At 68.5% G+C, this 25338-nt stretch carries 26 protein-coding genes; 20 read left to right on the top strand and 6 right to left on the bottom strand.

The features are described 5' to 3' along the window. Positions 1-81: 81 nt before the first annotated feature. Positions 82-828, bottom strand: a complete 747-nt coding sequence (locus ACFTZB_RS21165) for an alpha/beta fold hydrolase (protein ID WP_378433896.1) — start codon at positions 826-828, stop codon at positions 82-84. A gap of 119 nt (positions 829-947) precedes the next feature. Here ACFTZB_RS21165 and ACFTZB_RS21170 point away from each other — a divergent pair, with 119 nt between their 5' ends. After that, a complete protein-coding gene (locus ACFTZB_RS21170) occupies positions 948-1649 on the top strand; it encodes a helix-turn-helix transcriptional regulator (protein ID WP_378433897.1) in 702 nt (233 codons plus the stop codon). Between the two features lie 6 nt (positions 1650-1655). Here ACFTZB_RS21170 and ACFTZB_RS21175 read toward each other — a convergent pair whose 3' ends face one another. After that, the gene (locus ACFTZB_RS21175) at positions 1656-2069 is read right to left on the bottom strand and encodes a DUF1801 domain-containing protein (protein WP_378433898.1); all 414 of its coding nucleotides are present in this window, start codon (positions 2067-2069) and stop codon (positions 1656-1658) included. 1 nt (position 2070) lies between these two features. Then, positions 2071-2454: a DUF1844 domain-containing protein gene (locus ACFTZB_RS21180; RefSeq protein ID WP_072949283.1), complete on the bottom strand. Its 384-nt coding sequence runs from the start codon at positions 2452-2454 to the stop codon at positions 2071-2073. Between the two features lie 401 nt (positions 2455-2855). On the opposite strand from ACFTZB_RS21180, the gene infC reads away from it, so the two are divergent. The 17 genes from infC (at position 2856) to ACFTZB_RS21265 (ending at position 21187) form a co-directional block, all read left to right on the top strand. Continuing rightward, a complete protein-coding gene (gene infC, locus ACFTZB_RS21185; RefSeq protein WP_072949281.1) occupies positions 2856-3503 on the top strand; it encodes a translation initiation factor IF-3 in 648 nt (215 codons plus the stop codon). A 57-nt stretch (positions 3504-3560) separates the two neighbouring features. Then, positions 3561-3755, top strand: coding sequence for a 50S ribosomal protein L35 (rpmI, locus tag ACFTZB_RS21190; RefSeq protein ID WP_005247390.1), 195 nt, complete (start codon positions 3561-3563; stop codon positions 3753-3755). Positions 3756-3819: 64 nt separating this feature from the next. Further along, on the top strand, positions 3820-4209 hold the full coding sequence (rplT, locus tag ACFTZB_RS21195) for a 50S ribosomal protein L20 (protein WP_005247385.1): 390 nt from the start codon (positions 3820-3822) through the stop codon (positions 4207-4209). Between the two features lie 38 nt (positions 4210-4247). Beyond that, positions 4248-5057 (top strand): TrmH family RNA methyltransferase, encoded by an 810-nt coding sequence (locus tag ACFTZB_RS21200; protein WP_378433899.1) that lies wholly within the window; start codon positions 4248-4250, stop codon positions 5055-5057. 94 nt (positions 5058-5151) lie between these two features. Next, complete coding sequence (gene pheS, locus ACFTZB_RS21205) at positions 5152-6237, top strand: phenylalanine--tRNA ligase subunit alpha (RefSeq protein WP_378433900.1); 1086 nt, start codon at positions 5152-5154, stop codon at positions 6235-6237. 67 nt (positions 6238-6304) lie between these two features. Further along, complete coding sequence (gene pheT / locus ACFTZB_RS21210) at positions 6305-8791, top strand: phenylalanine--tRNA ligase subunit beta (protein ID WP_378433901.1); 2487 nt, start codon at positions 6305-6307, stop codon at positions 8789-8791. A gap of 44 nt (positions 8792-8835) precedes the next feature. Beyond that, positions 8836-9234, top strand: a complete 399-nt coding sequence (locus ACFTZB_RS21215; protein ID WP_378433902.1) for a hypothetical protein — start codon at positions 8836-8838, stop codon at positions 9232-9234. Between the two features lie 68 nt (positions 9235-9302). Next, positions 9303-10358, top strand: coding sequence for an N-acetyl-gamma-glutamyl-phosphate reductase (gene argC, locus ACFTZB_RS21220; RefSeq protein ID WP_378433903.1), 1056 nt, complete (start codon positions 9303-9305; stop codon positions 10356-10358). Beyond that, positions 10355-11599 carry a bifunctional glutamate N-acetyltransferase/amino-acid acetyltransferase ArgJ gene (gene argJ / locus ACFTZB_RS21225; protein ID WP_378433904.1) on the top strand — a complete coding sequence of 415 codons (1245 nt, stop codon included), beginning with the start codon at positions 10355-10357 and terminating at the stop codon, positions 11597-11599. The genes argC and argJ overlap by 4 nt, the downstream gene beginning before the upstream one ends. Next, the gene (gene argB, locus ACFTZB_RS21230) at positions 11596-12522 is read left to right on the top strand and encodes an acetylglutamate kinase (protein ID WP_378433905.1); all 927 of its coding nucleotides are present in this window, start codon (positions 11596-11598) and stop codon (positions 12520-12522) included. Before argJ ends, argB begins: the two co-directional genes overlap by 4 nt. Next, positions 12519-13718: an acetylornithine transaminase gene (locus ACFTZB_RS21235; RefSeq protein WP_378433906.1), complete on the top strand. Its 1200-nt coding sequence runs from the start codon at positions 12519-12521 to the stop codon at positions 13716-13718. The genes argB and ACFTZB_RS21235 overlap by 4 nt, the downstream gene beginning before the upstream one ends. Beyond that, complete coding sequence (gene argF / locus ACFTZB_RS21240; protein WP_378433907.1) at positions 13715-14662, top strand: ornithine carbamoyltransferase; 948 nt, start codon at positions 13715-13717, stop codon at positions 14660-14662. Before ACFTZB_RS21235 ends, argF begins: the two co-directional genes overlap by 4 nt. After that, positions 14659-15171 carry an arginine repressor gene (locus tag ACFTZB_RS21245; protein WP_378433908.1) on the top strand — a complete coding sequence of 171 codons (513 nt, stop codon included), beginning with the start codon at positions 14659-14661 and terminating at the stop codon, positions 15169-15171. Before argF ends, ACFTZB_RS21245 begins: the two co-directional genes overlap by 4 nt. Positions 15172-15218: 47 nt before the next feature. After that, entirely contained in the window at positions 15219-16418 is a 1200-nt protein-coding gene (locus ACFTZB_RS21250) for an argininosuccinate synthase (RefSeq protein WP_007295785.1), read from the top strand. Positions 16419-16420: 2 nt separating this feature from the next. Continuing rightward, positions 16421-17839, top strand: coding sequence for an argininosuccinate lyase (gene argH, locus ACFTZB_RS21255; RefSeq protein ID WP_378433909.1), 1419 nt, complete (start codon positions 16421-16423; stop codon positions 17837-17839). Positions 17840-17951: 112 nt separating this feature from the next. Next, positions 17952-20936 (top strand): acyl-CoA synthetase, encoded by a 2985-nt coding sequence (locus ACFTZB_RS21260; RefSeq protein ID WP_378433910.1) that lies wholly within the window; start codon positions 17952-17954, stop codon positions 20934-20936. 38 nt (positions 20937-20974) lie between these two features. Further along, complete coding sequence (locus ACFTZB_RS21265) at positions 20975-21187, top strand: Trm112 family protein (protein WP_378433911.1); 213 nt, start codon at positions 20975-20977, stop codon at positions 21185-21187. On the opposite strand, the gene ACFTZB_RS21270 is transcribed toward ACFTZB_RS21265, so the two are convergent. Genes ACFTZB_RS21270 through ACFTZB_RS21280 form a run of 3 tightly spaced genes read right to left on the bottom strand, consistent with a single transcriptional unit; the run spans position 21188 to position 23297 of the window. After that, the gene (locus ACFTZB_RS21270; RefSeq protein ID WP_378433912.1) at positions 21188-21814 is read right to left on the bottom strand and encodes a TetR family transcriptional regulator; all 627 of its coding nucleotides are present in this window, start codon (positions 21812-21814) and stop codon (positions 21188-21190) included. It lies immediately after the preceding gene. Then, positions 21811-22566: an ABC transporter permease gene (locus ACFTZB_RS21275; protein WP_276144358.1), complete on the bottom strand. Its 756-nt coding sequence runs from the start codon at positions 22564-22566 to the stop codon at positions 21811-21813. The genes ACFTZB_RS21270 and ACFTZB_RS21275 overlap by 4 nt, the downstream gene beginning before the upstream one ends. After that, positions 22566-23297, bottom strand: coding sequence for an ABC transporter ATP-binding protein (locus ACFTZB_RS21280; RefSeq protein WP_378433913.1), 732 nt, complete (start codon positions 23295-23297; stop codon positions 22566-22568). Before ACFTZB_RS21280 ends, ACFTZB_RS21275 begins: the two co-directional genes overlap by 1 nt. Before the next feature lie 95 nt (positions 23298-23392). On the opposite strand from ACFTZB_RS21280, the gene ACFTZB_RS21285 reads away from it, so the two are divergent. After that, on the top strand, positions 23393-24010 hold the full coding sequence (locus ACFTZB_RS21285; RefSeq protein WP_378433914.1) for a DNA-3-methyladenine glycosylase: 618 nt from the start codon (positions 23393-23395) through the stop codon (positions 24008-24010). Between the two features lie 8 nt (positions 24011-24018). Continuing rightward, a complete protein-coding gene (gene tyrS, locus ACFTZB_RS21290) occupies positions 24019-25296 on the top strand; it encodes a tyrosine--tRNA ligase (protein WP_378433915.1) in 1278 nt (425 codons plus the stop codon). Positions 25297-25338: the final 42 nt, after the last annotated feature.

The raw sequence follows: 25338 nt of genomic DNA on the forward strand, positions 1-25338 counted from the left end.
GCGAAGAAGACTGCCGCGGCCACCACGGCGACACCGCGTAAGCGGGCGCCGAAGAAGGCCGCAGCAGTCAGCTGAATCCGGTCAGTCCCTCGCGGCCGCGTCGATCGCGGTCGCGAGGTCTGCGGGCCGCGACCACATCGGCCAGTGTCCCGTCGGCAGATCGACGTAGTCGACCTTCGCGATCTGCGCGAGTTCGGCCGCCATCGGATGACCCGCTGCGGCCATCTGCTGGATGACCTCGGACGGGAAACTGGTGCAGATCACCGTGGTCGGCACGTCCAGCCGCCTGCTGTCTGTGAGTTCGACCGTGTCCCTCGCCGGTCCGGCGGGCATGGGCACCGCCCGGTTGCGGAACGTGTCGAGCGTGTCGTCGTCGAGTCCGTCGAGACTGCTGCCTTCGGCCTCGAGTTCGGACCACGACGGCAACGGAATCTCGGCGACCGCCGGGTCGAGATCGTCGCGCAGCGCGGTACCGCTCTGCAATGGTCCCGAGTCGACGTAGACGATGTGGGCGAGTCGGTCGGGCACCCGATCGCTCGCCGCGTACGCCACCGGCCCCGCACCGCTGTGCGCCACGACCACCGCGCGCTCCGACGACGGGGTGTTGGCGATCGCCTCCGTGATCGCGGCGACGTGGTCGTCCAGGCGGACGCCGGCGCGGTCGCTGCCGATGGAGTCGAGTCCGGGCAACGTCAGCGCGGTGACGTGATGTCCCTGCCGGGTCAGGCCGGATTCCACTGCCTCCCAGGCCCACGCGCCGAGCCAGAATCCGGGGACCAGAATGATGTGAGTGCCTGTGCTGCCGTGTACTTCGCTTCTCCGAGTCATGAAACAAGAGTGAACCCGCAACGGTGACATCAGCGTGTCACCGTATTCGTCACAGTCTCATAACGGAATCGCCCGATCGGAATCGGGATATTGTCGTGGACGTTCGGCAGACTGCCCTCATGGATCGTCCAGCTCGCCTCCATGCCCTGACGGAAGAACTGCGCCGCGCGGGTGACCGGGGCCGGACCGCGGAGCAGTTGGCGGCGCAGTTCGAGGTGACGCCCCGCACGATCAAGCGGGACATCGCCGTGCTGCAGTCGTCGGGTGCCGCGATCCGGGCCACTGCCGGACCGGGTGGGGGATACGGGATCATCGGGCACGGCACGTTGCCGCCGGTGAATTTCACTCCCGCTCAGGCGGTCTCGGTGGCGCTCGCCCTCACGGCCTTTCGCGATGCGCCGTTCGCGACCGACGGGCGGGCCGCGCTCGCCAAGCTGCTCGACGTGATGGACGCGGAGTCGAGGGAGCGGGTGGAGCAGCTCGGCGCGAAGGTGTGGATCCGGCGAGACAGCACCGGAGGTGGCGCGGAACCCCATATCCGCCGCGTCGTCGAAGACGGACTGCAGCGCGAACTGATGGTGTCCCTGCGGTATGTGGACCGGGACGGCGCGCGCACCGAGCGGGTCGTCGAACCGCACCTTCTGGCGCACACGAGGGGGTCGTGGTTCCTCGTCGCGTGGTGCCTCAGGCGGGCGGGTGTGCGCTGGTTCCGCTTGGACCGGGTCTCCGACGCCACCCTCACCGGCCGGTCGTTCGTCCCGCGGGATCCGGACCTCTTCGGCGAACCGCCCGCCGACGCGCGCACCGTATTCGACCGGTGAGGGCGATCAGAGCGCGCGGGCGGCCGCCACGGATCGGTTCACCAGCGAGACGAGAACCGACTCGTCGACGTCGGCGAGTTTCTTGACGTAGAGGCAGCCCTTGCCGACCTTGTGCTTGCCGAGCGCGGCGAGTTCGGCCTCGTGCTCGGCGAAGTCGAGGGAGAGATACAGGGTGAGTGCCGCCGCCCGCGGCGAGAATCCGATCAGGGCGGTGTCGCCCTCGTGGCCGCTGGCGTACCGGTAGTGGCGGGAGCCGAATCCGACGATGCTGGTTCCCCACATCGCGGCGGGCTCTCCCGTCGCGGCGGTGAGCAGTTCCACCAGCCGTGCGCTGTCGGCGCGCTTCACCGGGTCGGCGATCGTGTCGAGGAACTCGTCGACGCCGGCCGAAGTCTGCTCGGTCTTGTTTCTGCCCGCCATGTCAGTACACGGGACCGGTGTACTTCTCACCCGGACCCTTGCCGGGCTCGTCCGGGTGCGAAGAGGCTTCGCGGAACGCGCGCTGCAGCGCCTGCAGGCCTTCGCGGATCGGCCCCGCGTGCGGTCCGAGGTACTCGATGGACGCGGTCACCAGGCCGGCGAGGGCCGTGATGACTCGTCGGGCCTCGTCGAGGTCGCGGTGGGGGCTGGAATCGGGGTCGGCGTCGGACAGGCCGAGTTTCTCGGCTGCCGAACTCATGAGCATGACCGCGGCCCGGCTGATGACCTCGACCGAGGGAACGTCGGCCAGTTCCCGGACGTCGGTATTCTGGTCACCGCCGCTCACGGTGCCGTCGTTCGGGGTGTCATCGATGTTGTCCGTCATGCCCTAGAGGATTCCACCAGCGGCCGATGACATAGCGGCCAGGTGGCCGTGGGACACAACGTCCCGGCATCGATTAGCTCGCGACGTGCGCAAATGTTACCCTTGGTGCAACGACCGCCTTCGGATTTGTCGGGGGCAGCAAGTGGAGTCCGACTCCCACCTCTGCGCGGCAGGTAAAACTGCAGCTCAGTGGTCCGGTCGCTCGGTCCGAGGTTACTCGGCTCGGGTTCCTCGAGTGTGAGGAGATGAGGGATCGGCGTGAGCCGTGAGTTCGTCTGATCGGTCGACATCGGGCCCCGCATGGTGAGAGTCATTCACCGCAGCGGGGCTTTTTTGTTGGGAATCCGGGCGTACGGGCTGCCGGCGGTCTCGAGACAAGACCGTTCAACCTAGGAGGCCCCATCAGCACTGAGACCCGCATCAACGATCGCATCCGAGTTCCCGAGGTCCGCCTCGTCGGACCCGGAGGTGAACAGGTTGGCATCGTGCGTGTTGAAGATGCACTCCGCTTGGCCCTCGAGGCCGATCTCGACCTGGTCGAGGTGGCCCCCGACGCTCGCCCGCCGGTCTGCAAGATCATGGACTACGGCAAGTTCAAGTACGAGGCCGCGCAGAAGGCTCGTGAGTCGCGTAAGAACCAGCAGCTCACGGTCATCAAGGAGCAGAAGCTCCGTCCCAAGATCGACGATCACGACTACGAGACCAAGAAGCGCAACGTCGTGCGCTTCCTCGAGGCCGGATCCAAGGTCAAGGTCACGATCATGTTCCGCGGACGTGAGCAGTCGCGTCCGGAGCTCGGTTTCCGGCTGCTGCAGCGTCTCGGTGCAGACGTCGCGGATCTCGGGTTCGTGGAGACGTCCGCCAAGCAGGACGGTCGAAACATGACGATGGTGCTCGCTCCGCACAAGGGCGCGAAGACCCGTGTCAAGGCGCAGGAGAGCGCCGCCGCGCCGCCGGCGCAGCGGGCAACTCCCGCACCGGCGCAGGCTCCGGCGACACCTGCGGAGCAGGCGGGCGGCACTACGCCCGGCGAAGCGCCGACCAGCTAGTCCGACTACACCAGCACGACCCGGATCACGGTCCGGATACAGAGAACTGAGGACTCCATGCCCAAGTCGAAGACCCACAGCGGCACCGCGAAGCGATTCAAGGTGTCCGGCAGCGGAAAGATCCTGCGCCAGAAGGCCGGTCGCCGCCACCTGCTCGAGCACAAGGCCACCAAGGTGACCCGTCGCCTCGATGGCGTGGCTGTCGTCAGCAAGGCTGACACTCCTCGCATCAAGCGCCTGCTCGACATCTGAGTCGACACCCCTTTTACTGACCACCCGGGGCAGCTCACCGCCCCAAGATTGACAGGATTTTTCAGTGGCACGCGTAAAGAGGGCGGTAAACGCCCAGAAGAAGCGTCGTTCGATTCTCGAAGCCTCCAGCGGCTACCGCGGACAGCGCTCGCGCCTGTACCGCAAGGCCAAGGAACAGCAGCTCCACTCGCTGACCTACGCCTACCGTGACCGCCGTGCGCGCAAGGGCGACTTCCGCAAGCTGTGGATCACGCGTATCAACGCCGCTGCACGGGCGAACGACATCACGTACAACCGCCTGATCCAGGGTCTGCGTCTGGCCGAGATCGAGGTCGACCGCAAGAACCTCGCCGAGCTGGCCGTGTCCGACGCCGCGGCATTCGCCGGCCTCGTGGCCCTCGCCAAGGCAGCCCTCCCGGCTGACGTGAACGCTCCGGCCGGAGAAGCAGCCTGAGTCTCGCACCCGGGCCTTTCGAGCCTCGGAAACGACCCGTGGACCCGCTCACCGAGCGCACACCACGGGTCGTTTCTGCTGTCAAGCTGCTGCGTACCGCGGAACGCCGGAAGGTCGGGCGATTCCTGGTGGAGGGGGAGAACTCCGTCGGCGAGGCACTCGCCACCCACCCGGTGCACGACCTCTTCTTCACCGCGGACGCGGAGCAGAGGTACTCGACGCTGATCGACCGGGCGCACACAGCGGGTGTCCGCACGTCGCTGGTGACGGACCGGGCGGTCCGTGCGCTCAGCGACACGGTGACCCCGCCGGGTCTCGTCGCGGTGTGCGATCTCCTCGACGTTCCGCTGGCCGAGGCGATGGGCCCCGGAACCCGCCTGCTGGCGGTTCCGGTCGCGGTCGCGGAGCCGGGCAACGCGGGCACCGTCATCCGGGTCGCGGACGCGGTGGGCGCGGACGCGGCGATTCTCGCGGGCGACAGCGTCGACCCGCACAACGGCAAGTGTGTCCGGGCATCCGCTGGAAGTCTCTTCCATCTTCCGGTGGTGCGTGAACGGGACACGGCCGCGGTTCTCGACAGCATCACCGCGGCGGGCATTCAGGTGCTCGCCACGGCGGCGGACGGCGAAGTCGATCTGGACGACGCCGACGAACTCCTGGCCCGCCCCACGGCGTGGTTGTTCGGCAACGAGGCCCACGGCCTCGACGCGGCCACCGCGGCGCGGGCGGACCACCGAGTGCGGATTCCGATCCACGGTCGAGCCGAGAGCCTCAACCTGGCGACGGCCGCGTCGATCTGCCTGTATTCGAGCGCGCGGGTCCAGAACCGCAAGCGAACCGACAGCTGAAACGGCGAAAATCGGATCGCATAGGATTTGACGGCGAGCTGTTTCGGTTTCGTCGAGAGTGTTGACTGAAAGAACTTAAGGAGTGGCACCGGTCGTGGCTAAAAAAGAGGGCGCTGCCTCCACGGGGGTCGAAGGCGGCGCGGTCGATGCGAGTGCGCTCACCGAGGACGCCTTGACTGCGGCGGCGGAGAGCGCCGAGAAGGCGTTCGCGTCGGTGGCGGATCTCGACGACCTCGCGAAGGCCAAGGTCGAGCACATGGGCGACAAGTCGCCGATCGCCCTCGCTCGCCGCGGACTCGGAGCCCTGCCGGGCAAGGAGAAGGCCGACGCGGGCAAGCGCGTGAACGTCGCCCGCACCCGGATCAGCGCGGCCTTCGACGAGCGCCGCGCCGTGCTGCTCGCCGAGCGCGACGCCGCAGTGCTCGTGGCCGAGGCCATCGACGTGACGCTGCCGTCGCAGCGTCAGCCGGTGGGTGCCCGCCACCCGATCAGCATCATCTCCGAGCAGGTCGAGGACGTGTTCGTGGCCATGGGCTGGGAGGTCGCCGAGGGGCCGGAGGTGGAGACCGAGCACTTCAACTTCGATGCCTTGAACTTCCTGCCCGATCACCCTGCCCGGACGATGCAGGACACGTTCCACCTCGCACCCGAGGGTTCGCGGCAGGTGCTCCGCACGCACACGTCGCCGGTGCAGGTGCGCACGATGCTCTCGCGCGAGGTGCCGATCTACGTGGTGTGCCCCGGGCGGACGTTCCGCACCGACGAACTCGACGCGACGCACACCCCCGTCTTCTCCCAGGTGGAGGGGCTCGCGGTCGACAAGGGCCTCACCATGGCACATCTGCGCGGCACGCTCGACGCGTTCGCCCGCGCACTGTTCGGCCCCGAGACCCGCACCCGGATGCGGCCGAACTACTTCCCGTTCACGGAACCGTCCGCCGAGGTGGACGTGTGGTTCCCGAACAAGAAGGGCGGCGCAGGCTGGGTCGAGTGGGGCGGCTGCGGAATGGTCAACCCGAATGTGCTGCGCGCCTCCGGAATCGACCCCGACGTGTACACCGGGTTCGCGTTCGGCATGGGGCTCGAGCGCACACTCCAGTTCCGGAACGGGATCCCGGACATGCGCGACATCGTCGAGGGCGACGTGCGTTTCACGCTGCCCTTCGGTGTCCAGGGCTGACCCCGCGTCACCCGGATCCCGTCCACCACAGTCACGACATTTTCACGAACGAGAGAGCTGAGCAGACGTGCGAGTAGCGCAATCCTGGCTGACCGAGATCCTGCAGCGTGCCACCCCGGACTGGGACGTCACCGCCGAGGAACTCGACGCAGGTTTCGTCCGGGTCGGGCTCGAGGTCGAGGAAGTCGACCGGCTCGAGCCGGTCGACGGCCCCCTCGTGGTCGGCAAGGTTCTCGAAATCACCGAGCTCACCGAATTCAAGAAGCCGATCCGCTTCTGCAAGGTCGATGTGGGAGCGGCCGAGCCGCAGGGCATCGTGTGCGGCGCCCGGAACTTCGCCGAAGGCGACCTCGTGGTGGTCGCGCTCCCGGGTGCAGTTCTGCCCGGTGGTTTCGCCATCGCGTCCCGCAAGACGTACGGGCAGGTCTCCGACGGGATGATCTGCTCGGTGGCCGAACTGGGCATCGGCAAGGACCACTCGGGCATCCTCGTCCTCGAGCCGGGCACCGCGCTTCCGGGCGCGGACGCGAACGAGTTGATGGGTCTGCACGACACGGTCATCGAACTCAACATCACCCCGGACCGCGGCTACTGCTTCTCCGTCCGCGGGCTCACCCGTGAACTGGCGTGCGGGTTCGACCTGGACTTCGCCGACCCTGCGGCGCTGCCGCCGTCGCCGGTGGACGGGGAGGCGTGGCCGATCCGCGTCGAACCGGAGTCGAAGGCGACGCGGTTCGCCGCCCGCCGGGTGACGGGTATCGATCCGAATGCGGTCAGCCCGTGGTGGCTGCAGCGCCGGTTGCTGCTGTCGGGTGTCCGCCCGATCTCGCCGGCCGTCGACGTCACCAACTATGTTCTGCTCGAACTGGGCCAGCCGCTGCACGCGTTCGACGCCGCGAAGATCAGCGGCGAACTCGTCGTGCGCCGCGCAGTGGCGGGGGAGAAGTTGACGACTCTCGACGAGACCGAGCGCGTCCTCGACCCCGAGGACGTCGTGATCGCCGACGACTCGGGAGTCGTGTCGCTGGCGGGCATCATGGGAGGTGCGTCCACCGAGGTCGGACCGGGGACCACCGACATTCTGCTCGAGGCGGCCACTTGGGATCCGCTCGCGGTGTTCAAGACCGCGCGCAGGCACAAGCTGACGAGTGAGGCGGGCAAGCGCTTCGAACGCGTCGTCGATCCCGAGATCCCCGTCGCGGCACTGGACCGCGCGGCCGCACTGCTCGTCGACATCGCCGGTGGGCGGGTCGAGTCGGCGCTCACCGACATCGGCGAGGTCACCGCGCACCGGCCCATCCGCATGGACATCGACCTTCCCGACCGCGTCGCGGGTGTCGAGTACCCCACGGGCACCGCGGCGCGCCGCCTGACGCAGATCGGCTGCAACGTCGAGGTCGGGGTCAGCGACAGCGGTCACGGCCAGCTCGTCGCGGCCCCGCCGTCGTGGCGCCCCGACCTGGTGCAGCCGGCCGACCTGGTGGAGGAGGTGCTGCGCCTCGAGGGTCTCGAGAAGATTCCGTCGGTGCTGCCCGCGGCCCCCGCGGGACGTGGGTTGACGCCGACGCAGCGCCGGAAGCGGGCCGTCGGCCGTGCCCTGGCGTTCTCGGGGTATGTCGAGATCCTTCCCCCCGTCTTCCTGCCCACCGCCGTGTTCGACACGTGGGGGCTGGATCCGGAAGATCCGCGCAGGAACACCAGCCGGGTGCTCAATCCGCTCGAATCGGATCGGCCCGAACTGGCCACCACGTTGCTGCCCGGACTGCTCGAGGTCCTCGCCCGCAACGTCTCCCGCGGACAGCGCGACCTGTCGCTGTTCGGCATCGCGCAGGTCGTGCTGCCCGGCGCGGACACGAAGCCGGTTGCGGCGCTGCCGGTGGACCGTCGTCCGACCGACGAGCAGATCACGGCGCTGCTGCAGTCGCTGCCGGATCAGCCGGTGCACGTGGCGGCGGTGCTCACCGGGCAGCGTGAGCCGAGTGGTCCGTGGGGCGCGGGACGCGCAGCCGACGCCACCGACGCGTTTGCCGCAGCCCGCACGGTGGCCGCCGCGGCCGGTGTCGAGCTGGAGTTCCGCGCGGCGCAGTACCTGCCGTGGCACCCGGGCCGCGGCGCGGAGCTTCTCGTGGACGGCGTCGTCGTCGGGCACGCGGGCGAGTTGCACCCCGCAGTGCTCGAGCGCGCCGGCCTTCCCCCGCGGACGAGCGCGGTGGAGATCGATCTGAGCGCATTGCCGCTGGTGGAGAATCTGCCCGCGCCGACGGTCTCGCCCTTCCCCGCGGTCCTTCAGGACGTGGCGGTCGTCGTGGACACCGCGGTTCCCGCGGCCGAGGTCCAGGCCGCCCTGCGGTCGGGTGGCGGGGAACTTCTCGAGGACATCCGGCTGTTCGACGTGTTCGAGGGCGAGCAGGTCGGGGAGGGCCGGAAGTCGCTGGCGTTCGCACTGCGATTCCGGGGCGCCGACCGCACCCTGACCGAGGACGAGGCGAGCGCCGCCCGCGATGCCGCGGTCGCCGCGGCGACCGCCGCGGTGGGTGCCGAACTGCGCAGCTGACCCGTAGCCTGGGTGGAGGGCCCGAGGCGGTGAGGAGCGGTGCGATGACCGAGGTGCGCGACGTCGTGGCGGCGGCGAGTCAGTTGACCGACGCCGAGTTCCTCGAGGTCGTGCGCGCGGTGGCCGCCGGACGTCCGGGGCTCGGCGCACTTCTCGCGGCCGTGGACGTGGGCGCGGCGATTCCGGCCGAGGATCCGGTGACGGCGGAGGTCGTGCCCCACGTCGTGCCGGGGGTGCCGGAGCCGGACTACACCCCGGGCGGTGTCCCGACGTTCGACCGCGTCCGTGAGCGGATCGAGGGACGGTTCGGCACGGCGATGGGCTCCTCGGAACTGGCGCACGACAGCCCGTCGGGGCACTCTCTGGAGGACGCGTGGGAGAAGCGGGAGAAGGCGGGTAGGGCCAAACTCGACGAGATCCGGCGGTCGCTCGGCAAGCAGTGACCGCAGTTTCCGTCCCGCCGGGAGACCACGTTGTGTATTAGCTTGCATGATGATGCATAATCAATCGTATGACTGAGCACGCGGGAAAACCGATCAGGATTGCCGTCGCCGGCGCGAGCGGATACGCCGGTGGCGAGGTGCTGCGTCTGCTGCTGGGGCACCCGTCGTATGCAGACGGTTCGCTCGTCATCGGCGCGCTCACCGCCGGCGGCAACGCCGGCTCGACCCTGGGTTCGCACCATCCGCACCTGCTTCCCCTCGCCGACCGAGTGCTGGAAGACACCACCGTCGACACGCTCTCCGGTCACGACGTGGTGTTCCTCGGTCTGCCGCACGGCAATTCGGCGCAGTACGCGAAGGATCTGCCCGAGTCCACGGTCATCATCGACTGCGGCGCGGACTTCCGGCTGACGAACGCCGAGGACTGGGAGCGGTACTACAAGAGCCCGCACGCAGGGAGCTGGCCGTACGGACTTCCGGAACTCCCCGGTGCCCGCGTGAAGTTGGCGGGCGCCACGCGCATCGCCGTCCCCGGGTGCTTCCCGACGGTGTCGAGCCTGGCGATGGCCCCCGCGGTCGCGGCGGGCATCGTCGAACCGCGGGTCACGATCGTCGCGGTCACCGGCGCGTCCGGCGCGGGACGTGCCCCCAAGGCCGATCTGCTCGGCTCCGAGGTGATGGGGTCGGTCCGCGCGTACGGCGTCGGCGGCGTGCACCGCCACACCCCGGAGATCGTCCAGAATCTCTCCGAACTCGCCGGTGAGCCTGTCACCGTGTCGTTCACCCCCGTGCTCGCACCGATGCCGCGCGGCATCCTCGCGACCTGCACCGCGGTCACCACCTCGTCCGAGGACGAGGTGCGCGCGATCTACGAAAAGGCATACGCGGACGAGCCGTTCGTGCACGTGCTGCCCCAGGGCGTGCTGCCCCAGACCGGTGCGGTCGTCGGTTCGAATGCGGTTCAGATCGCGGTGACGGTCGATGCCGACGCCGGACAGCTCGTCGTCGTCGCGGTGATCGACAACCTCGCGAAGGGCACCGCCGGAGGAGCGGTGCAATCGATGAATCTTGCGCTTGGACTACCCGAGACCGCCGGTCTCTCGACAGTGGGAGTTGCCCCGTGAGCAGTGACAGCACGATCGATCCGCACCCGACCCGGGAAGTCGCCGGCGGCACCCTGGTCCGAAGCCAGGGAGTGTCGGGGCCCGCGGGCTTCCGCGCGTCCGGGATCAAGGCGGGTATCAAGGCGAGCGGCAACGCCGACCTGGCCCTTGTGCTCAACGAGGGACCGGAACTCGCGGCGGCAGGCGTCTTCACCGCGAACAAGGTGAAGGCCGCTCCGGTGCTGTGGTCACAGCAGGTGCTCACCACGGGCAGGCTGCGCGCCGTCGTGCTCAATTCGGGTGGTGCCAACGCGTGCACGGGTGCGGGCGGATTCCAGGACGCGCACAAGACGGCCGAGGAGGTGGCGTCGGCGCTGAGCAACTGGGGCACCGAGACCGGTGCCGTCGAGGTCGCGGTGTGTTCGACCGGTCTGATCGGCGACCGCCTGCCCATGGACAAGGTCCTGACCGGCGTCACGGAGGCCGTCCACGAACTCGCAGGCGGAATCTCGGGCGGCACGGACGCCGCGTACGCGATCATGACCACCGACACGGTGCCGAAGCAGGCCGCCCTGCATCATGCGGGGAAGTGGAACGTCGGCGGAATGGCGAAGGGTGCGGGCATGCTGGCACCCGCGCTCGCGACGATGCTGTGCGTGGTGACGACCGACGCCGTCGCGACCGCGGCCCAACTCGACACCGCGCTGCGGGCCGCGACCCGGGTGACGTTCGACCGGCTGGACGTCGACGGTGCCACCTCGACGAACGACACCGTGCTGCTGCTCGCGTCCGGCGCGAGCAACGTGACACCCACCCAGGACGAACTGAATGCCGCCGTGACGGCCGTCTGCGACGATCTGGCCGATCAGATGATGGCCGACGCGGAGGGCGTCACCAAGCGGGTGCGGGTCACCGTCGGCGGCGCGGTCAGCGAGCACGACGCGCTGATCGGGGCCCGGACGGTGGCGCGGGACAGCCTCGTCAAGACAGCGCTGTTCGGTTCCGACCCCAACTGGGGCCGGGTCCTCGCCGCGATCGGCATCGCGCCGATCGAGCTGGACCCCGACAAGATCTCGGTGTCGTTCAACGGCGCCCCCGTCTGCATCGACGGCGTCGGCGCCCCGGGTGCGCGGGACGTGGATCTGAGCGACATCGACATCGCCCTCGATATCGACCTGGGTCTGGGCGAGCACGCGGTGACCATCCGGACCACCGACCTCTCGCACGCCTATGTCGAAGAGAACTCGGCGTATTCGTCATGACAGCGGCCAGCGAAGCGCTCACCGGCATCACCGATCACCAGAAGGCCCACGTCCTGGCGGAGGCGCTGCCGTGGCTGCAGCAGTTCCGAGACAAGGTCGTCGTCGTGAAGTACGGCGGCAACGCCATGGTCGACGACGCGCTGAAGACGGCGTTCGCCGCCGACATGGCGTTCCTGCGGACGGTCGGAATTCAGCCGGTCGTCGTGCACGGCGGCGGCCCCCAGATCAACGCCATGCTCGGAAAACTCGGCATGACAGGAGAATTCAAGGGCGGATTCCGCGTCACCACCCCCGAGGTGATGGACGTCGTCCGGATGGTGCTGTTCGGTCAGGTCGGCCGCGAACTGGTCGGGCTGATCAACGCCCACGGCCCGTACGCCGTCGGGATCTCCGGTGAGGACGCGCACCTGTTCACCGCCACCAAGCGCACCGTGATGGTCGAGGGCAGGCCGACGGACATCGGACTCGTCGGCGACGTCACGACCGTGAATCCGGAGGCCGTTCTCGACCTCATCCGCGCGGGCCGGATTCCCGTGGTGTCGACCATCGCCCCCGACTCGGACGGTGTGGTGCACAACATCAACGCGGACACCGCCGCCGCCGCGCTCGCCGAGGCCATCGGCGCCGAGAAGCTCGTGGTCCTCACGGATGTCGAAGGGCTGTACACGAACTGGCCGGACCGCGATTCGCTGGCCACCGAGATCGACGTGGACGCGCTCGCGCAACTGCTGCCGACCCTCGACGCCGGCATGGTGCCCAAGATGGAGGCCTGCCTGCGCGCGGTCCGCGGCGGCGTACCCACAGCACACGTCATCGACGGCCGCCTCGCGCATTCCGTTCTGCTCGAACTGTTCACCGGCGAGGGCATCGGCACGATGGTCACGCCCGCCCCGACTTCACCTACCGAGGGAGTTGCCCCATGACCGGAACCCCGGAACTCCAGCAGCGCTGGTCCGGCGCCCTGATGAATACCTACGGCGTCCCCCGGGTGGCTCTCACGCGCGGTCAGGGTGCGGTGCTCACCGACGCCGACGGCAAGGAGTACGTCGACTTCCTCGCCGGCATCGCCGTCAACATCCTCGGGCACGCCCACCCGGCGATCATCGAGGCCGTCACGGCGCAATTGTCGACGCTCGGGCACGTGTCGAATCTGTACGCCAGCGAACCGGCGATCGAACTGGCCGAGAAGTTGCTGTCGCATCTGGGTGCTCCCGGGCGGGTCTTCTTCTGCAATTCCGGCACCGAGGCCAACGAGGCGGCGTTCAAGCTCGCGCGGGCCACGGGACGATCGAAGATCATCGCGGCGGAGAACTCGTTCCACGGCCGGACGATGGGCGCTCTCGCGCTCACCGGGCAGGCCGCCAAGCGGGCGCCGTTCGAGCCGATGCCCCCGGGTGTCGTGCACGTCCCGTACGGCGACCTCGACGCACTCGATCGCGCCGTCGACGCCGACACCGCAGCCGTGTTCCTGGAGCCGATGATGGGTGAGGGCGGAGTCGTCGTTCCGCCGGAGGGATACCTCGCAGGCGCACGGCAGATCACCGCTGATCGCGGCGCCCTGCTCGTGCTCGACGAAGTGCAGACCGGGATCGGCCGCACCGGCTGGTTCTACGCTCACCAGGCGGTCGGGATCGTGCCCGACGTCATGACTCTCGCGAAGGGCCTGGGTGGCGGGATGCCGATCGGCGCCTGCATCGCCACCGGCGCGACCGCGGATCTGTTCGGGCCGGGCAAGCACGGCACGACGTTCGGCGGGAACCCCGTCTGCGCGGCGGCAGCGCTCGCCGTGCTTCGGACCATCGCCGAGGACGACCTCATCTCCCGCGCCGACACGCTCGGCAAGACACTGTCGGCAGGCATCGAAAGTCTCGGCCACCCGCTGATCGACCACGTCCGCGGCGCCGGACTACTGCTCGGCATCGTCCTCACCCAGGACGTGGCGCCCGCGGTGGAGAACTCCGCCCGCGAGGCCGGATACCTCCTCAACGCCGCGCAGCCGGGCGTCGTCCGGCTCGCTCCGCCCCTCGTCCTCACGGACGAACAGGCCGAAGGATTCGTCGCGGCCCTGCCTGCGATCCTCGACAACGCGCAATCGGCCGCTCAGCCGGGAAAGCAGTGACGACCGTGGTGAAACACTTTCTCCGGGACGACGACCTCACCCCCGAACAGCAGGCCGAGGTCCTCGAGCTCGCCGCCAGGCTGAAGAAGGCCCCGTTCGCCGAACGTCCGCTCGAAGGCCCGCGCGGGGTCGGCGTGATCTTCGAGAAGAACTCCACGCGCACCCGGTTCTCGTTCGAGATGGGCATCGCACAACTCGGCGGTCACGCGATCGTCGTCGACGGGCGCAGCACCCAGCTCGGCCGCGAGGAGACGTTGCAGGACACCGGCCGCGTTCTGTCGCGGTACGTCGACGCCGTGGTGTGGCGCACGTTCGGGCAGAAGCGGCTCGAGGCGATGGCATCCGGCGCCGACGTCCCGATCGTCAACGCGCTGTCCGACGAGTTCCACCCCTGCCAGGTCCTGGCCGACCTGCAGACCCTCGCGGAGCGGAAAGGCTCCCTGAAGGGCCTGAAGCTCACCTATCTCGGCGACGGCGCCAACAACATGGCGCACTCGCTGATGCTGGGCGGTGTCACCGCCGGCGTCGACGTGACCATTGCCAGCCCCGAGGGATTCGCACCCCTGCCCTGGGTGGTCGACGCAGCCCGCGCGCGGGCCGCCGACACCGGCGCGACCATCACTCTCACCGAGGATCCGCAGGCGGCGGTCGTCGGAGCGGACGCACTCGTCACCGACACCTGGACGTCGATGGGCCAGGAGAACGACGGACTCGACCGGGTCGGACCCTTCCGCCCGTTCCAGATCAACGAGGCGCTGCTCGCGAAGGCGGACGCCGACTCGGTGGTCCTGCACTGCCTGCCCGCTCACCGCGGCGAAGAGATCACCGACGCCGTCCTCGACGGACCGCAGAGCGTCGTCTGGGACGAGGCGGAGAACCGACTCCACGCGCAGAAGGCACTGCTCGTGTGGCTGCTCGCACAACGAACCGGAGACCGTCCGTGAATGCGGCACCCCCGCAGCGAGCCGCGAACGCGGCCACGGCGCCGACCCGGGCGGGTCGGCAGGCACGCATCGTCGCGATCCTGTCGAACAACCCGGTCCGCAGCCAGACCGAACTCGCGACCCTCCTCGCGGCCGAAGGCATCGACGCCACCCAGGCCACGCTGTCGCGCGACCTCGAAGAACTCGGTGCCGTGAAACTCCGCGCCGCCGACGGCGGCGCCGGGGTGTACGTGGTGCCCGAGGACGGAAATCCCGTCCGCGGCGTCTCCGGCGGAACCGACCGGCTGTCGCGGTTGCTGGGGGAGCTACTGGTGTCGACCGATGCCAGTGGCAACATGGCGGTGCTGAGAACCCCCCCGGGGGCAGCGCACTATCTGGCGAGTGCACTCGATCGGGCATCATTACCTGACGTCGTGGGAACCATCGCGGGGGATGACACCATTCTCGTGGTGGCACGTGAGCCGCTGAGCGGGGCGGAACTCGCGGCCAAGATCGAATCCCTCGCCTGACAACTGAATCATCTCTACAGATCTTCAACCTAAGGAGCACAAGGACCATGGCCGATCGCGTCGTACTCGCCTACTCGGGCGGGCTGGACACCTCAGTCGCCATCAGCTGGATCGGCAAGGAGACCGGCAAGGAAGTTGTTGCTGTCGCCATCGATCTCGGCCAGGGCGGCGAGGACATGGAGGTCGTGCGCCAGCGTGCACTCGACTGCGGTGCGGTCGAGTCGGTCGTGGTCGACGCCCGCGACGAATTCGCCGACGAATACTGCCTGCCGACCATCCAGGCCAACGCCCTCTACATGGACCGCTACCCGCTCGTGTCGGCCATCAGCCGCCCGCTGATCGTCAAGCACCTCGTCGAGGCCGCGCGTGCCCACGGCGGCACCACCGTCGCACACGGCTGCACGGGCAAGGGCAACGACCAGGTCCGGTTCGAGGTGGGATTCGGATCGCTCGCTCCCGACCTCGACGTGATCGCGCCGGTCCGCGACTACGCGTGGACTCGTGAGAAGGCGATCGCGTTCGCCGAGGAGAACGAGATCCCGATCAACGTCTCCAAGAAGTCGCCGTTCTCGATCGACCAGAACGTGTGGGGCCGCGCCGTCGAGACCGGGTTCCTCGAGGACCTGTGGAACGCGCCGACCAAGGACGTCTACGACTACACACAGGATCCGACCGTCAACTGGCAGGCTCCCGACGAGCTGATCATCAGCTTCGAGGCCGGACGCCCCGTCGCGATCGACGGCAGGCCCGTCAGCGTCCTGGAAGCCATCCAGGAACTCAACCGCCGCGCAGGCGCTCAGGGCGTCGGCCGCCTCGACGTCGTCGAGGACCGTCTCGTCGGCATCAAGAGCCGCGAGATCTACGAGGCTCCCGGCGCCATGGTCCTCATCAACGCCCACCAGGAACTCGAGCACGTCACGCAGGAGCGGGAGCTGGGTCGCTACAAGCGCCAGACCGAGCAGCGCTGGAGCGAGCTGGTGTACGACGGCCTCTGGTTCTCCCCGCTGAAGGTCGCGCTGGACACGTTCATCGAGAAGACGCAGGAACGCGTCTCCGGCGACATCCGGCTGGTGCTGCACGGTGGCGCGATCATCGTCAACGGCCGCCGCAGCAACCAGTCGCTGTACGACTTCAACCTGGCCACCTACGACGAGGGCGACACGTTCGACCAGTCGTACGCCAAGGGATTCGTGCAGATCCACGGGCTGTCCTCGAAGGTCGCGGCGAAGCGCGATCTGGGCCTCTAGGCATGAGTGCTCACGGCACCAACGAAGGAGCCCTCTGGGGCGGCCGGTTCGAGTCCGGGCCGGCCGCCGCCATGGCGGCGCTGAGCAAATCCACCCACTTCGACTGGGTGCTGGCCCCGTACGACGTCCGCGCCTCCCCGGCGCACGCCCGGGTGCTGCACAAGGCCGGCCTGCTCGGTGACGACGACCTGGCGACGATGCTCGACGGTCTGGGCAGGCTCGCGGACGACGTCGCGAGCGGTGAGTTCGTCCCGAGCGAATCCGACGAGGACGTGCACGGGGCGCTCGAGCGCGGTCTGATCGATCGGGTCGGTCCCGAGGTCGGGGGACGCCTCCGCGCGGGGCGTTCGCGCAACGATCAGGTGGCGACCCTGTTCCGGATGTGGCTGCGGGACGCGGTGCGCCGCGTCGCCGAGGGTGTCCTCGACGTCGTCGACGCCCTCGCGACGCAGGCTTCCGCGCACCCGTCCGCGGTGATGCCGGGCAAGACCCACCTGCAGGCCGCGCAGCCCGTGCTGCTCGCGCACCACCTGCTGGCGCACACGCACCCGTTGCTTCGTGACGTTGCGCGGCTGCGGGACTTCGACGCGCGGGCGGCCGTGTCGCCGTACGGTTCCGGGGCGCTGGCCGGTTCGTCGCTCGGGCTCGATCCGGAGGCGATCGCCGCGGAACTCGCGTTCGATTCGTCGGCGGAGAACTCGATCGACGCCACCTCGTCGCGGGATTTCGCGGCCGAGGCGGCGTTCGTGCTCGCGATGATCGGCGTCGACCTGTCGCGGATGGCCGAGGAGGTCATCCTGTGGAGCACTCCGGAATTCGGCTACATCACGCTCGCCGATGCCTGGTCGACCGGCTCGTCGATCATGCCGCAGAAGAAGAACCCCGACGTGTCCGAGCTGACCCGCGGCAAGTCGGGCAGGCTGATCGGCAATCTGACCGGTCTGCTGGCGACGCTGAAGGCGCAGCCGCTGGCGTACAACCGGGATCTGCAGGAGGACAAGGAGCCGGTCTTCGATTCGGTGGCGCAGCTCGAGTTGCTGCTCCCGGCGATCACCGGACTGGTGTCCACTCTCGAATTCCACACGGATCGAATGGCGGAACTGGCACCGGCGGGCTTCACGCTGGCCACCGACATCGCCGAGTGGCTCGTCCGTCAGGGCGTTCCGTTCCGCGTCGCCCACGAGGCTGCGGGGGCGTGTGTCCGCGTCGCCGAGGCGCGGGGCGCCGGACTCGAGGATCTCACCGACGAGGAACTCGCCGGAGTCGATCCGGCTCTCACCCCGGACGTGCGGGAGGTGCTCACCGTCGAGGGCTCGATCGCCTCGCGTAACGCCCGCGGCGGCACGGCCGGTATTCGTGTGGCCGAACAGTTGGGCGGGGTCCGTCAGCTGTCCGAGTCGCTGCGCGAGTGGTGTCGATGACACCGGCGTCGGACGCCCCGGATTAGGGGCTGTGTGACGCGTCGAGCGCAGTAGGGTGAGGGCGGGCGGCAGCGAGACGTGCGTCACGGTTCGAGAGTCTGGGAGAGTATTCGTGGGACTGAATACCGAAACGGTGATGGGCCCGATCCGTCGCGTGGTGGCGACGGCGCAGAACGGGTTGGAGGTGGTTCGTCTCGGCGGACTCGAGACGGACCTCACCACATCGCCGTTCGAGGTGGTCGAACGCGCACCGATGTATCGGCTCCGACGGTATTTCCCCGACACGGACCCGGCCGACGCCGGCCCCCCGATCGTCCTGGTCCCGCCGATGATGATGTCGGCCGACGTCTACGACGTGACACGGGACCAGGGTGCGGTCGGCATACTGCGCTCGATGGGAATCGACCCGTGGGTGGTCGACTTCGGATCACCGGATTCCGAAGAGGGCGGCTGGGATCGGAATCTCGCCGACCACATCGTCGCGATCAGTGAGATCATCGACCAGGTGCGGTCGCACACCGGACGTGACGTCTATCTCTCCGGGTATTCGCAGGGCGGCATGTTCGCCTATCAGGCCGCCGCGTACCGCCGCAGCCGCAACATCGCCGGACTCGTGACGTTCGGCAGTCCGGTCGACACGCTCGCCGGGCTGCCGTTCGGGATCCCGGCGGGCTTCGCCACCGACGCTGCCGACTTCCTCGCGGACCACGTCTTCAACCGGCTCGCGGTGTCGGGGTGGATGGCCCGCACCGGCTTTCAGCTCCTGGACCCCGTCAAGACACTGAAGTCGAGGTTGGATTTCCTCCGTCAGTTGCACGACAGGGAAGCTCTGTTGCCGCGGGAACAGCAGCGACGGTTCCTCGCCACCGAGGGGTGGGTCGCGTGGTCCGGACCGGCGGTCGCCGAGTTGCTCAAGCAGTTCATCGTGCACAACCGCATGATGACCGGCGGGTTCGTGATCAAGGACCAGGTGGTGTCGCTCGCGGAGTTGACCTGCCCCGTCCTCGCGTTCGTGGGAGAGGTCGACGACATCGGCCAGCCGTTGGCCGTCCGCGGCATCCGCCGGGCCGCCCCGCGCGCGAACGTATACGAATCGACTTTGCGGGCAGGGCATTTCGGTCTCGTCGTCGGCTCTTCCGCGGCGACCCACACGTGGCCGACGACCGGCAAGTGGGTGCTGTGGAACGAGGGGCTGGGGCCGCGCCCCACCAACATCGAGCTCATGCGCTACGACGAGCACTTCGGTAGCGAATCCGGAGTGTCCATCAGCGACCGCATCATTCACACCGTGGCGTCGGTCGCCGAGGTGGGTGTCGGTGTCGGCAAAGGGATCAGCGACTTCGCGTCCGGCGCGTTGCGCGGCACGGTGGAACTGTCCGGCGAGGCCACGCGGGCGCTGCCGAGGCTGGCCCGGCTCGGCCAGATCCAGCCGCACACCCAGATCTCGCTCAGCCGGTTGCTGGCCGAGCAGCGTCGCAAGGCGCCGGGAGGCGAGTGCTTCCTCTTCGACAATCGCGTGCACACCTACGAGGCGGTCAATCAGCGGATCGACAACGTGGTCCGCGGTCTGATCCATGCCGGTGTCCGTCCCGCCGCTCACGTCGGCGTCGTGATGCAGACGCGCCCGAGCGCGCTCGCCGCCATCGTCGCGCTGTCCCGTCTCGGTGCCGTCGCGGTCCTCCTGCCCCCGGGCCGGGAAGTCCACACCGCCCTCCGCATCGACGGTGTCGAGCGCATCGTCACCGATCCGGAGAATCTGGACGCCGCGATCGCCACCGGCATCCAGGTGCTCGTGCTCGGCGGCGGCGCCCAGCGCGAACTCGACGTGGATCCGTCGGCGAACGTCGTCGATCTCGAGAAGATCGACCCCGGCACGGTGACGTTGCCGGGCTGGTACCGGCCAGATCCCGGACTGGCCCGCGAATTGGCGTTCATCATCTGCAGTGAGTCCAACGGGCACTGGGAGACCAAGCAGATCACGAACTACCGGTGGGCGCTCTCGGCGTTCGGGACGGCCTCGGCCGCCGATCTCGACCGCGGCGACACCGTGTATTGCCTTGCGCCTCTGCATCATTCGTCGAGTCTTCTCGCCGCGATCGGTGGCGCCGTGGCGGGGGGATCGCGGATCGCGCTCTCGCGCGGACTCGACGCCGAGCGGTTCGCCGAGGAGGTCCACCGCTACGGCGTGACGGTGGTCAGCTACACGTGGACGATGATGCGAGAGATCCTCGACGCCGAGAACCTCGCGCTCGACGGAAGCCATCCCGTCCGGCTCTTCATCGGATCCGGAATGCCGCAGGGCTTGTGGCGCCGCACGACGGAACGGTTCGCACCGGCGAAGGTCCTCGAGTTCTACGCCTCCACCGAGGGCGACGTGGTTCTCGCGAACGTCGCAGGTGCGAAGGTCGGGGCGAAAGGGCGGCCCCTGCCCGGCAGCGCCGAGGTGCGGCTCGCGGCCTACGACCCGATCGCCGGCCGGCTGCTGGAGGACGAGCAGGGATTCATCCGCGAGTGCGAGGACGACGAGGTCGGTCTGCTCCTCGGCAGGGCGGGTGTGCACGCCGAGATGTCCGGCGGCGCGATGCGAGGAATCTTCGCCGCGGGTGATGCGTGGATTCCGACGGAAAACCTCTTCCGCCGCGACGCCGACGGGGACTACTGGCTGGTCGACCACCGGAAGACCGTGATCGCGACTCCCCGGGGCGCGGTGTTCACCCAGCCGATCGTCGACGCGCTCGGGTCCGTCGATCGTGTCGACCTCGCGGTGGCCTACGGGGTGGTCGTCGGTGGCCGCACGCTGGCCGTTGCCGCGTTCACCCTGCGCGACGGGCCGCCACCGAGACTGGCGGAGATCGCGGACGCGCTCGACGGGCTTGCTCCCGCGCTGCGGCCCGACATCATCCACGTGGTGGGGGACATTCCGCTGGGGTCCTCGTACCGCCCGAATTCCGATGCTTTGAGCGCTGCCGGCCTGCCCAAGCCGGGAACCCGTGTGTGGTACGCCGATCCGGAATCGCGCCGGTACCGGCGCCTGACCAAGGCAGTGGCCGCCGAGTTCCAGGACGGCTCCGCCGGAGTGCCCGCCGGCGCGCGGTAGCCTGACACTGCTCACCCGAACGGTTGGAGAGGACTTCCGTGGTTATTGATCCGACGTTGCTCGGCATTCTCGCGTGCCCACAGGACAAGGGTCCTCTGCTGTTGGTCGGAGACGAGTTGCTCTACAACCCTCGCCTGCGGCGGGCGTATCCCATCGAGAACGGGATCCCCGTCCTGCTGATCGACGAGGCCAGGGACGTCGAGGCGGCCGAGCACGAGACGCTGCTCGCCCGGGCGGCCGGCGAGGCCTGATCACACCGGCAGATCGCCGGTGAGATAGCGCTGCAACGTCGGGGCGACGATCGCGACCAGGTCGTCGACGGGCAGCGACGCGAGTGGCTCGAATTCGAGGACGTACCGCGTCACCAGCACACCGGCCATCTGCGATGCCACCAATTGCATGCGCAGCATGCCGGTTCCGGGTGGTTCGTCGACGCGCGGTCCGAGGTCTCGGAGCACGACCTCGAGGAGGAACGTGCGGATGAGGGTCGGTTCGTTCCCCGCCATCGCGGACCGGAACGCAGCGACGACGGCGGGCTTGTGCGGCGACTCCCAGACGGAGAACACGGCCCGGGCGAGGCGGCTGCCGATCTCGTCCGGCGGGGTGTCGAGCACCGGCGCGATCACCTTCGTCGGGTCCACCGGAATGTCCACCGACGCGAGGAACAGTTGTCGCTTGGTTCCGAAGTAGTGGTGGACCAGAGCGGAGTCGACGCCTGCGCCGGTAGCCACGGAACGTACGCTCGTCTTGTCGAAGCCGTTCTGTGCAAACAGTTTTCGTGCGGTAGTCAGGATTCGTGAACGAGTGTCCGGGTTGCCGGGGCGTCGTCCGGTCCGCAGCCCGGGGGCGCCGTCAGTGCGTGTCGCGGGGTCGGTCATGGTGTGCGGCGCCTCAGCGTTGCGGCGCCGAGAGACAGTGCGAGCAGGGCGAAGGCGGCGACCACCGCGAGGTCGCGCCACATGAGGCCGGTCGCCCCGGGGTGGGTGGCGACCTGCTGTAACGCCTCGACGGCGTAGCTGAGGGGGAGGACGTTGCTGATCCACTCCAGCCAGGTGGGCAGCTGATCGCGTGGAACGAGGAGCCCGCACAAGAAGAGCTGGGGAACCACGACCACCGGCATGAACTGCACCGCCTGGAATTCGGTGCGCGCGAACGCGCTGCACAGCAGACCGAGTGCCACGCCGAGGATCGCGTTGAGCACGGCGATCAGCAGCACCCACGTCACGCTGCCCTCGGTGGTGAGGCCGAGGAATCCGAACGAGACCGCACACGCCAGCGCCGCCTGTGCTGCAGCGGCGCTGGAGAATGCCGCGGCGTAGCCACCGAGCAGGTCGAGTTTGCCCATCGGTGTCGTGAGCAGGCGTTCCAGTGTGCCGGACGTCCGTTCGCGTTGCATCGCGATCGACGTGACGAGAAACATCACGACGAACGGCAGGATGCCCAGCATCGTGATCGCGACGCGCTCGAACAGCGATTGCTGACCGGGCGGCGCCGGAACGTTCTGATACAGGAAGTACAGCAGCACCATCAGGAGGCTGGGCACCACCAGAATCATGGCGACGGTGCGGTGATCCGTCCGCAGTTGCGCGAGGATCCGGCCCGCCGTGGCCGCGAAGATCGTGACGTTCATCAGTTCTCACTCCCGACATGTGATGCGCGGATGAGGTTCAGGAAGGCGTCTTCGAGGCTCGTTTCTCCGGTCTGTTCCCGGAGCCCGCCGGGGGAGACCTGCGCGAGAACGTAACCGTCCCGCATCAGCAGGAGCGACGCGCAGTGTTCGGCCTCGTCCATGACGTGGCTCGACACCAGCAGGGTGGTGCCGGCGGCGGCGAGTTCCTCGAACCGCTCCCAGAGTTCGACGCGCAGGAGTGGGTCCAGGCCGACGGTGGGTTCGTCGAGGACGAGGATCTCGGGTCGCGCTACCAGCGCGCACGCGAGGCTGACCCGGCCGAGCTGGCCTCCCGACAGATCTGCCGCCTTCTGGGTGGCGAAGCGCGTCAGCCCCACCGCGTCGACCGCTTCGGTGACCGCGCTCGACGGCTGACCGTAGAGCGCGGCGAAGTAGGCGACGTTCTTCCTGACCGTGAGGTCGGCGTACACGCTGGGGGACTGGGTGACGTACCCGACGCGGCTTCGCAACGAGACCGAGCCTGCGGGGGACCCCAGCACAGTGACGGTCCCGGATTCCACGATCTGAGTGCCGACCACGCACCGCATCAGCGTGGTCTTTCCGCATCCGGAGGGTCCGAGGAGGCCGGTGATGGATCCGCTCGGCACCTGGAGGTCGATGCCGTGCAGCACCTCGTTCCTGCCTCGGCGCACGTGCAGATCACGGATGTCGATCGCTGCGCTGCCATTCATGGCGGGGCCTCAATTCATCACAGGGTGAATTCATTGTGTGATGAATTATGCGACCGTCGGGGTGGCATCGTCAACGGTTGTGGAGAATCGGGGACGTGACCATCCATCGACTCGACCGGGCGGAACCCGTGGACGCCGCGCACATCGTCCTCGGATCCACGCTGATCGTCGGCGACGTCCGGATCCGCATCGTCGAGGTGGAGGCGTACGGCGGGGAGAAGGACGGCCCGTGGCCCGACCCGGCTTCGCACTCGTACCGGGGGAGGACCTCGCGCAACGAGGTGATGTTCGGCCCGGCCGGGCACCTGTACGTCTACCGCAGTTACGGGATGCACTTCTGCATGAACGTGTCCTACGGGCCGGTCGGCACCGCGGGCGGCGTGCTGTTGCGTGCGGGCGAAGTGCTCGACGGGTCCGCGACGGTCCAGGCACGCAGACCCCGCGTGACGAGACCGGCCGACTGGGCGCGCGGGCCCGGCAACCTGGGGTCCGCGACCGGCGTCACCCTCGCCGAGAACGGTGCGGCACTGTTCGAAACCGATTCGCCCGTTCGGCTGGAGGTTGCGGATTCGGACGGCTGGGTAAGCGGCCCGCGGGTCGGGGTCAGCGCGGCCGCCGACCGCCCGTGGCGCTTCTGGATTCCGGAGTCGCCGGCCGTGTCCGTATACCGGAGAAGCCCGCGTGCGATGCCCGCCGACGAGCGGATGGGATGATCGAACCCGTGACTGAGAACATCATCGATGAACTGACCTGGCGCGGGCTCATTGCCCAATCAACCGATCTGGACGCGCTGCGCCGTGATCTCGACGCTGGACCGGTCACGCTCTATGCCGGTTTCGATCCGACCGGACCGAGTTTGCACGCCGGACACCTCGTGCCGCTGCTCGCGCTGAAGCGATTCCAGCGCGCGGGTAACCGTCCCATCGTGCTGGCGGGTGGCGCGACCGGTCTGATCGGCGATCCCCGCGACGTCGGTGAACGCACGATGAACTCGGCCGACACCGTGGCGGAATGGGCCGATCGGATCCGGGGTCAGCTCGAACGGTTCGTCGACTTCGACGACTCGCCGAGCGGCGCCGTCATCGAGAACAACATGAACTGGACCGGCAAGCTGTCGGCCATCGACTTTCTCCGCGACGTGGGCAAACACTTCTCCGTCAACGTGATGCTCGCGCGGGATACCGTGAAGCGCCGCCTCGAAACCGACGGCATGTCCTACACCGAGTTCAGCTACATGCTGCTCCAGGCCAACGACTACCTGCACCTGCGACGCAGCCACGGTTGCTCGCTGCAGGTCGGCGGATCCGACCAGTGGGGAAACATCATCGCCGGCGTCGAGCTGAACCGGCGTGTCGACGCCGAATCGGTGCACGGTCTGACCGTCCCGCTCGTCACTTCGGCGGACGGCAAGAAGTTCGGAAAGTCGACGGGAGGCGGAAGCCTGTGGCTCGACCCGGAGATGACGAGCCCCTACGCGTGGTACCAGTACTTCGTGAACACCGGCGACGCCGACGTGATCAAGTACCTGCGGTGGTTCACGTTCCTCACTGCCGAGGAGCTGGCGGAACTGGAGACGGCGACCGCCGAGCGGCCGCATGCCCGCGAGGCCCAGCGCAGGCTCGCCGCCGAGATGACGACACTCGTGCACGGCGAAGCAAATACCCGTGCCGTGGAGCTCGCGAGTCAGGCACTGTTCGGCCGCGCGGAACTGCAGGACCTGGACGAGCCGACGCTCGGCGCCGCCCTTCAGGAGGCATCCGTTGCGGAACTCGCGCCGGGCGAGCCCTCCAGCATCGTCGACCTTCTCGTTCTCAGCGGATTGTGCGAGAGCAAGGGTGCGGCCCGCCGCGCCGTGAAGGAAGGCGGCGCCTCCATCAACAACCAGAAGATCTCCAGTGAGGACTGGACTCCCGAATCAGGCGATCTGCTGCACGGGACGTGGCTCGTGGTTCGGCGCGGAAAGCGCAACTTCGCCGGCGTCAAAGTGCTGTCGAACTAGCGTGCGGCGGGTCACAGCGGCGTAATTCGGACCGATTCCGTC

It is taken from the genome of Rhodococcus sp. NPDC057014 (genome assembly GCF_042673295.1).
Taxonomy (GTDB): domain Bacteria; phylum Actinomycetota; class Actinomycetes; order Mycobacteriales; family Mycobacteriaceae; genus Rhodococcus_F.

Excerpts from the sequence above, each read along its gene's own strand:
- ACFTZB_RS21165 (WP_378433896.1), bottom strand. The coding sequence starts at position 828 with ATGACTCGGAGAAGCGAAGTACACGGCAGCACAGGCACTCACATCATT.
- ACFTZB_RS21170 (WP_378433897.1), top strand. The coding sequence starts at position 948 with ATGGATCGTCCAGCTCGCCTCCATGCCCTGACGGAAGAACTGCGCCGC.
- ACFTZB_RS21175 (WP_378433898.1), bottom strand. The coding sequence starts at position 2,069 with ATGGCGGGCAGAAACAAGACCGAGCAGACTTCGGCCGGCGTCGACGAG.
- ACFTZB_RS21180 (WP_072949283.1), bottom strand. The coding sequence starts at position 2,454 with ATGACGGACAACATCGATGACACCCCGAACGACGGCACCGTGAGCGGC.
- rpmI (WP_005247390.1), top strand. The coding sequence starts at position 3,561 with ATGCCCAAGTCGAAGACCCACAGCGGCACCGCGAAGCGATTCAAGGTG.
- ACFTZB_RS21215 (WP_378433902.1), top strand. The coding sequence starts at position 8,836 with ATGACCGAGGTGCGCGACGTCGTGGCGGCGGCGAGTCAGTTGACCGAC.
- argC (WP_378433903.1), top strand. The coding sequence starts at position 9,303 with ATGACTGAGCACGCGGGAAAACCGATCAGGATTGCCGTCGCCGGCGCG.
- argB (WP_378433905.1), top strand. The coding sequence starts at position 11,596 with ATGACAGCGGCCAGCGAAGCGCTCACCGGCATCACCGATCACCAGAAG.
- ACFTZB_RS21235 (WP_378433906.1), top strand. The coding sequence starts at position 12,519 with ATGACCGGAACCCCGGAACTCCAGCAGCGCTGGTCCGGCGCCCTGATG.
- ACFTZB_RS21250 (WP_007295785.1), top strand. The coding sequence starts at position 15,219 with ATGGCCGATCGCGTCGTACTCGCCTACTCGGGCGGGCTGGACACCTCA.
- argH (WP_378433909.1), top strand. The coding sequence starts at position 16,421 with ATGAGTGCTCACGGCACCAACGAAGGAGCCCTCTGGGGCGGCCGGTTC.
- ACFTZB_RS21270 (WP_378433912.1), bottom strand. The coding sequence starts at position 21,814 with ATGACCGACCCCGCGACACGCACTGACGGCGCCCCCGGGCTGCGGACC.
- ACFTZB_RS21275 (WP_276144358.1), bottom strand. The coding sequence starts at position 22,566 with ATGAACGTCACGATCTTCGCGGCCACGGCGGGCCGGATCCTCGCGCAA.
- ACFTZB_RS21280 (WP_378433913.1), bottom strand. The coding sequence starts at position 23,297 with ATGAATGGCAGCGCAGCGATCGACATCCGTGATCTGCACGTGCGCCGA.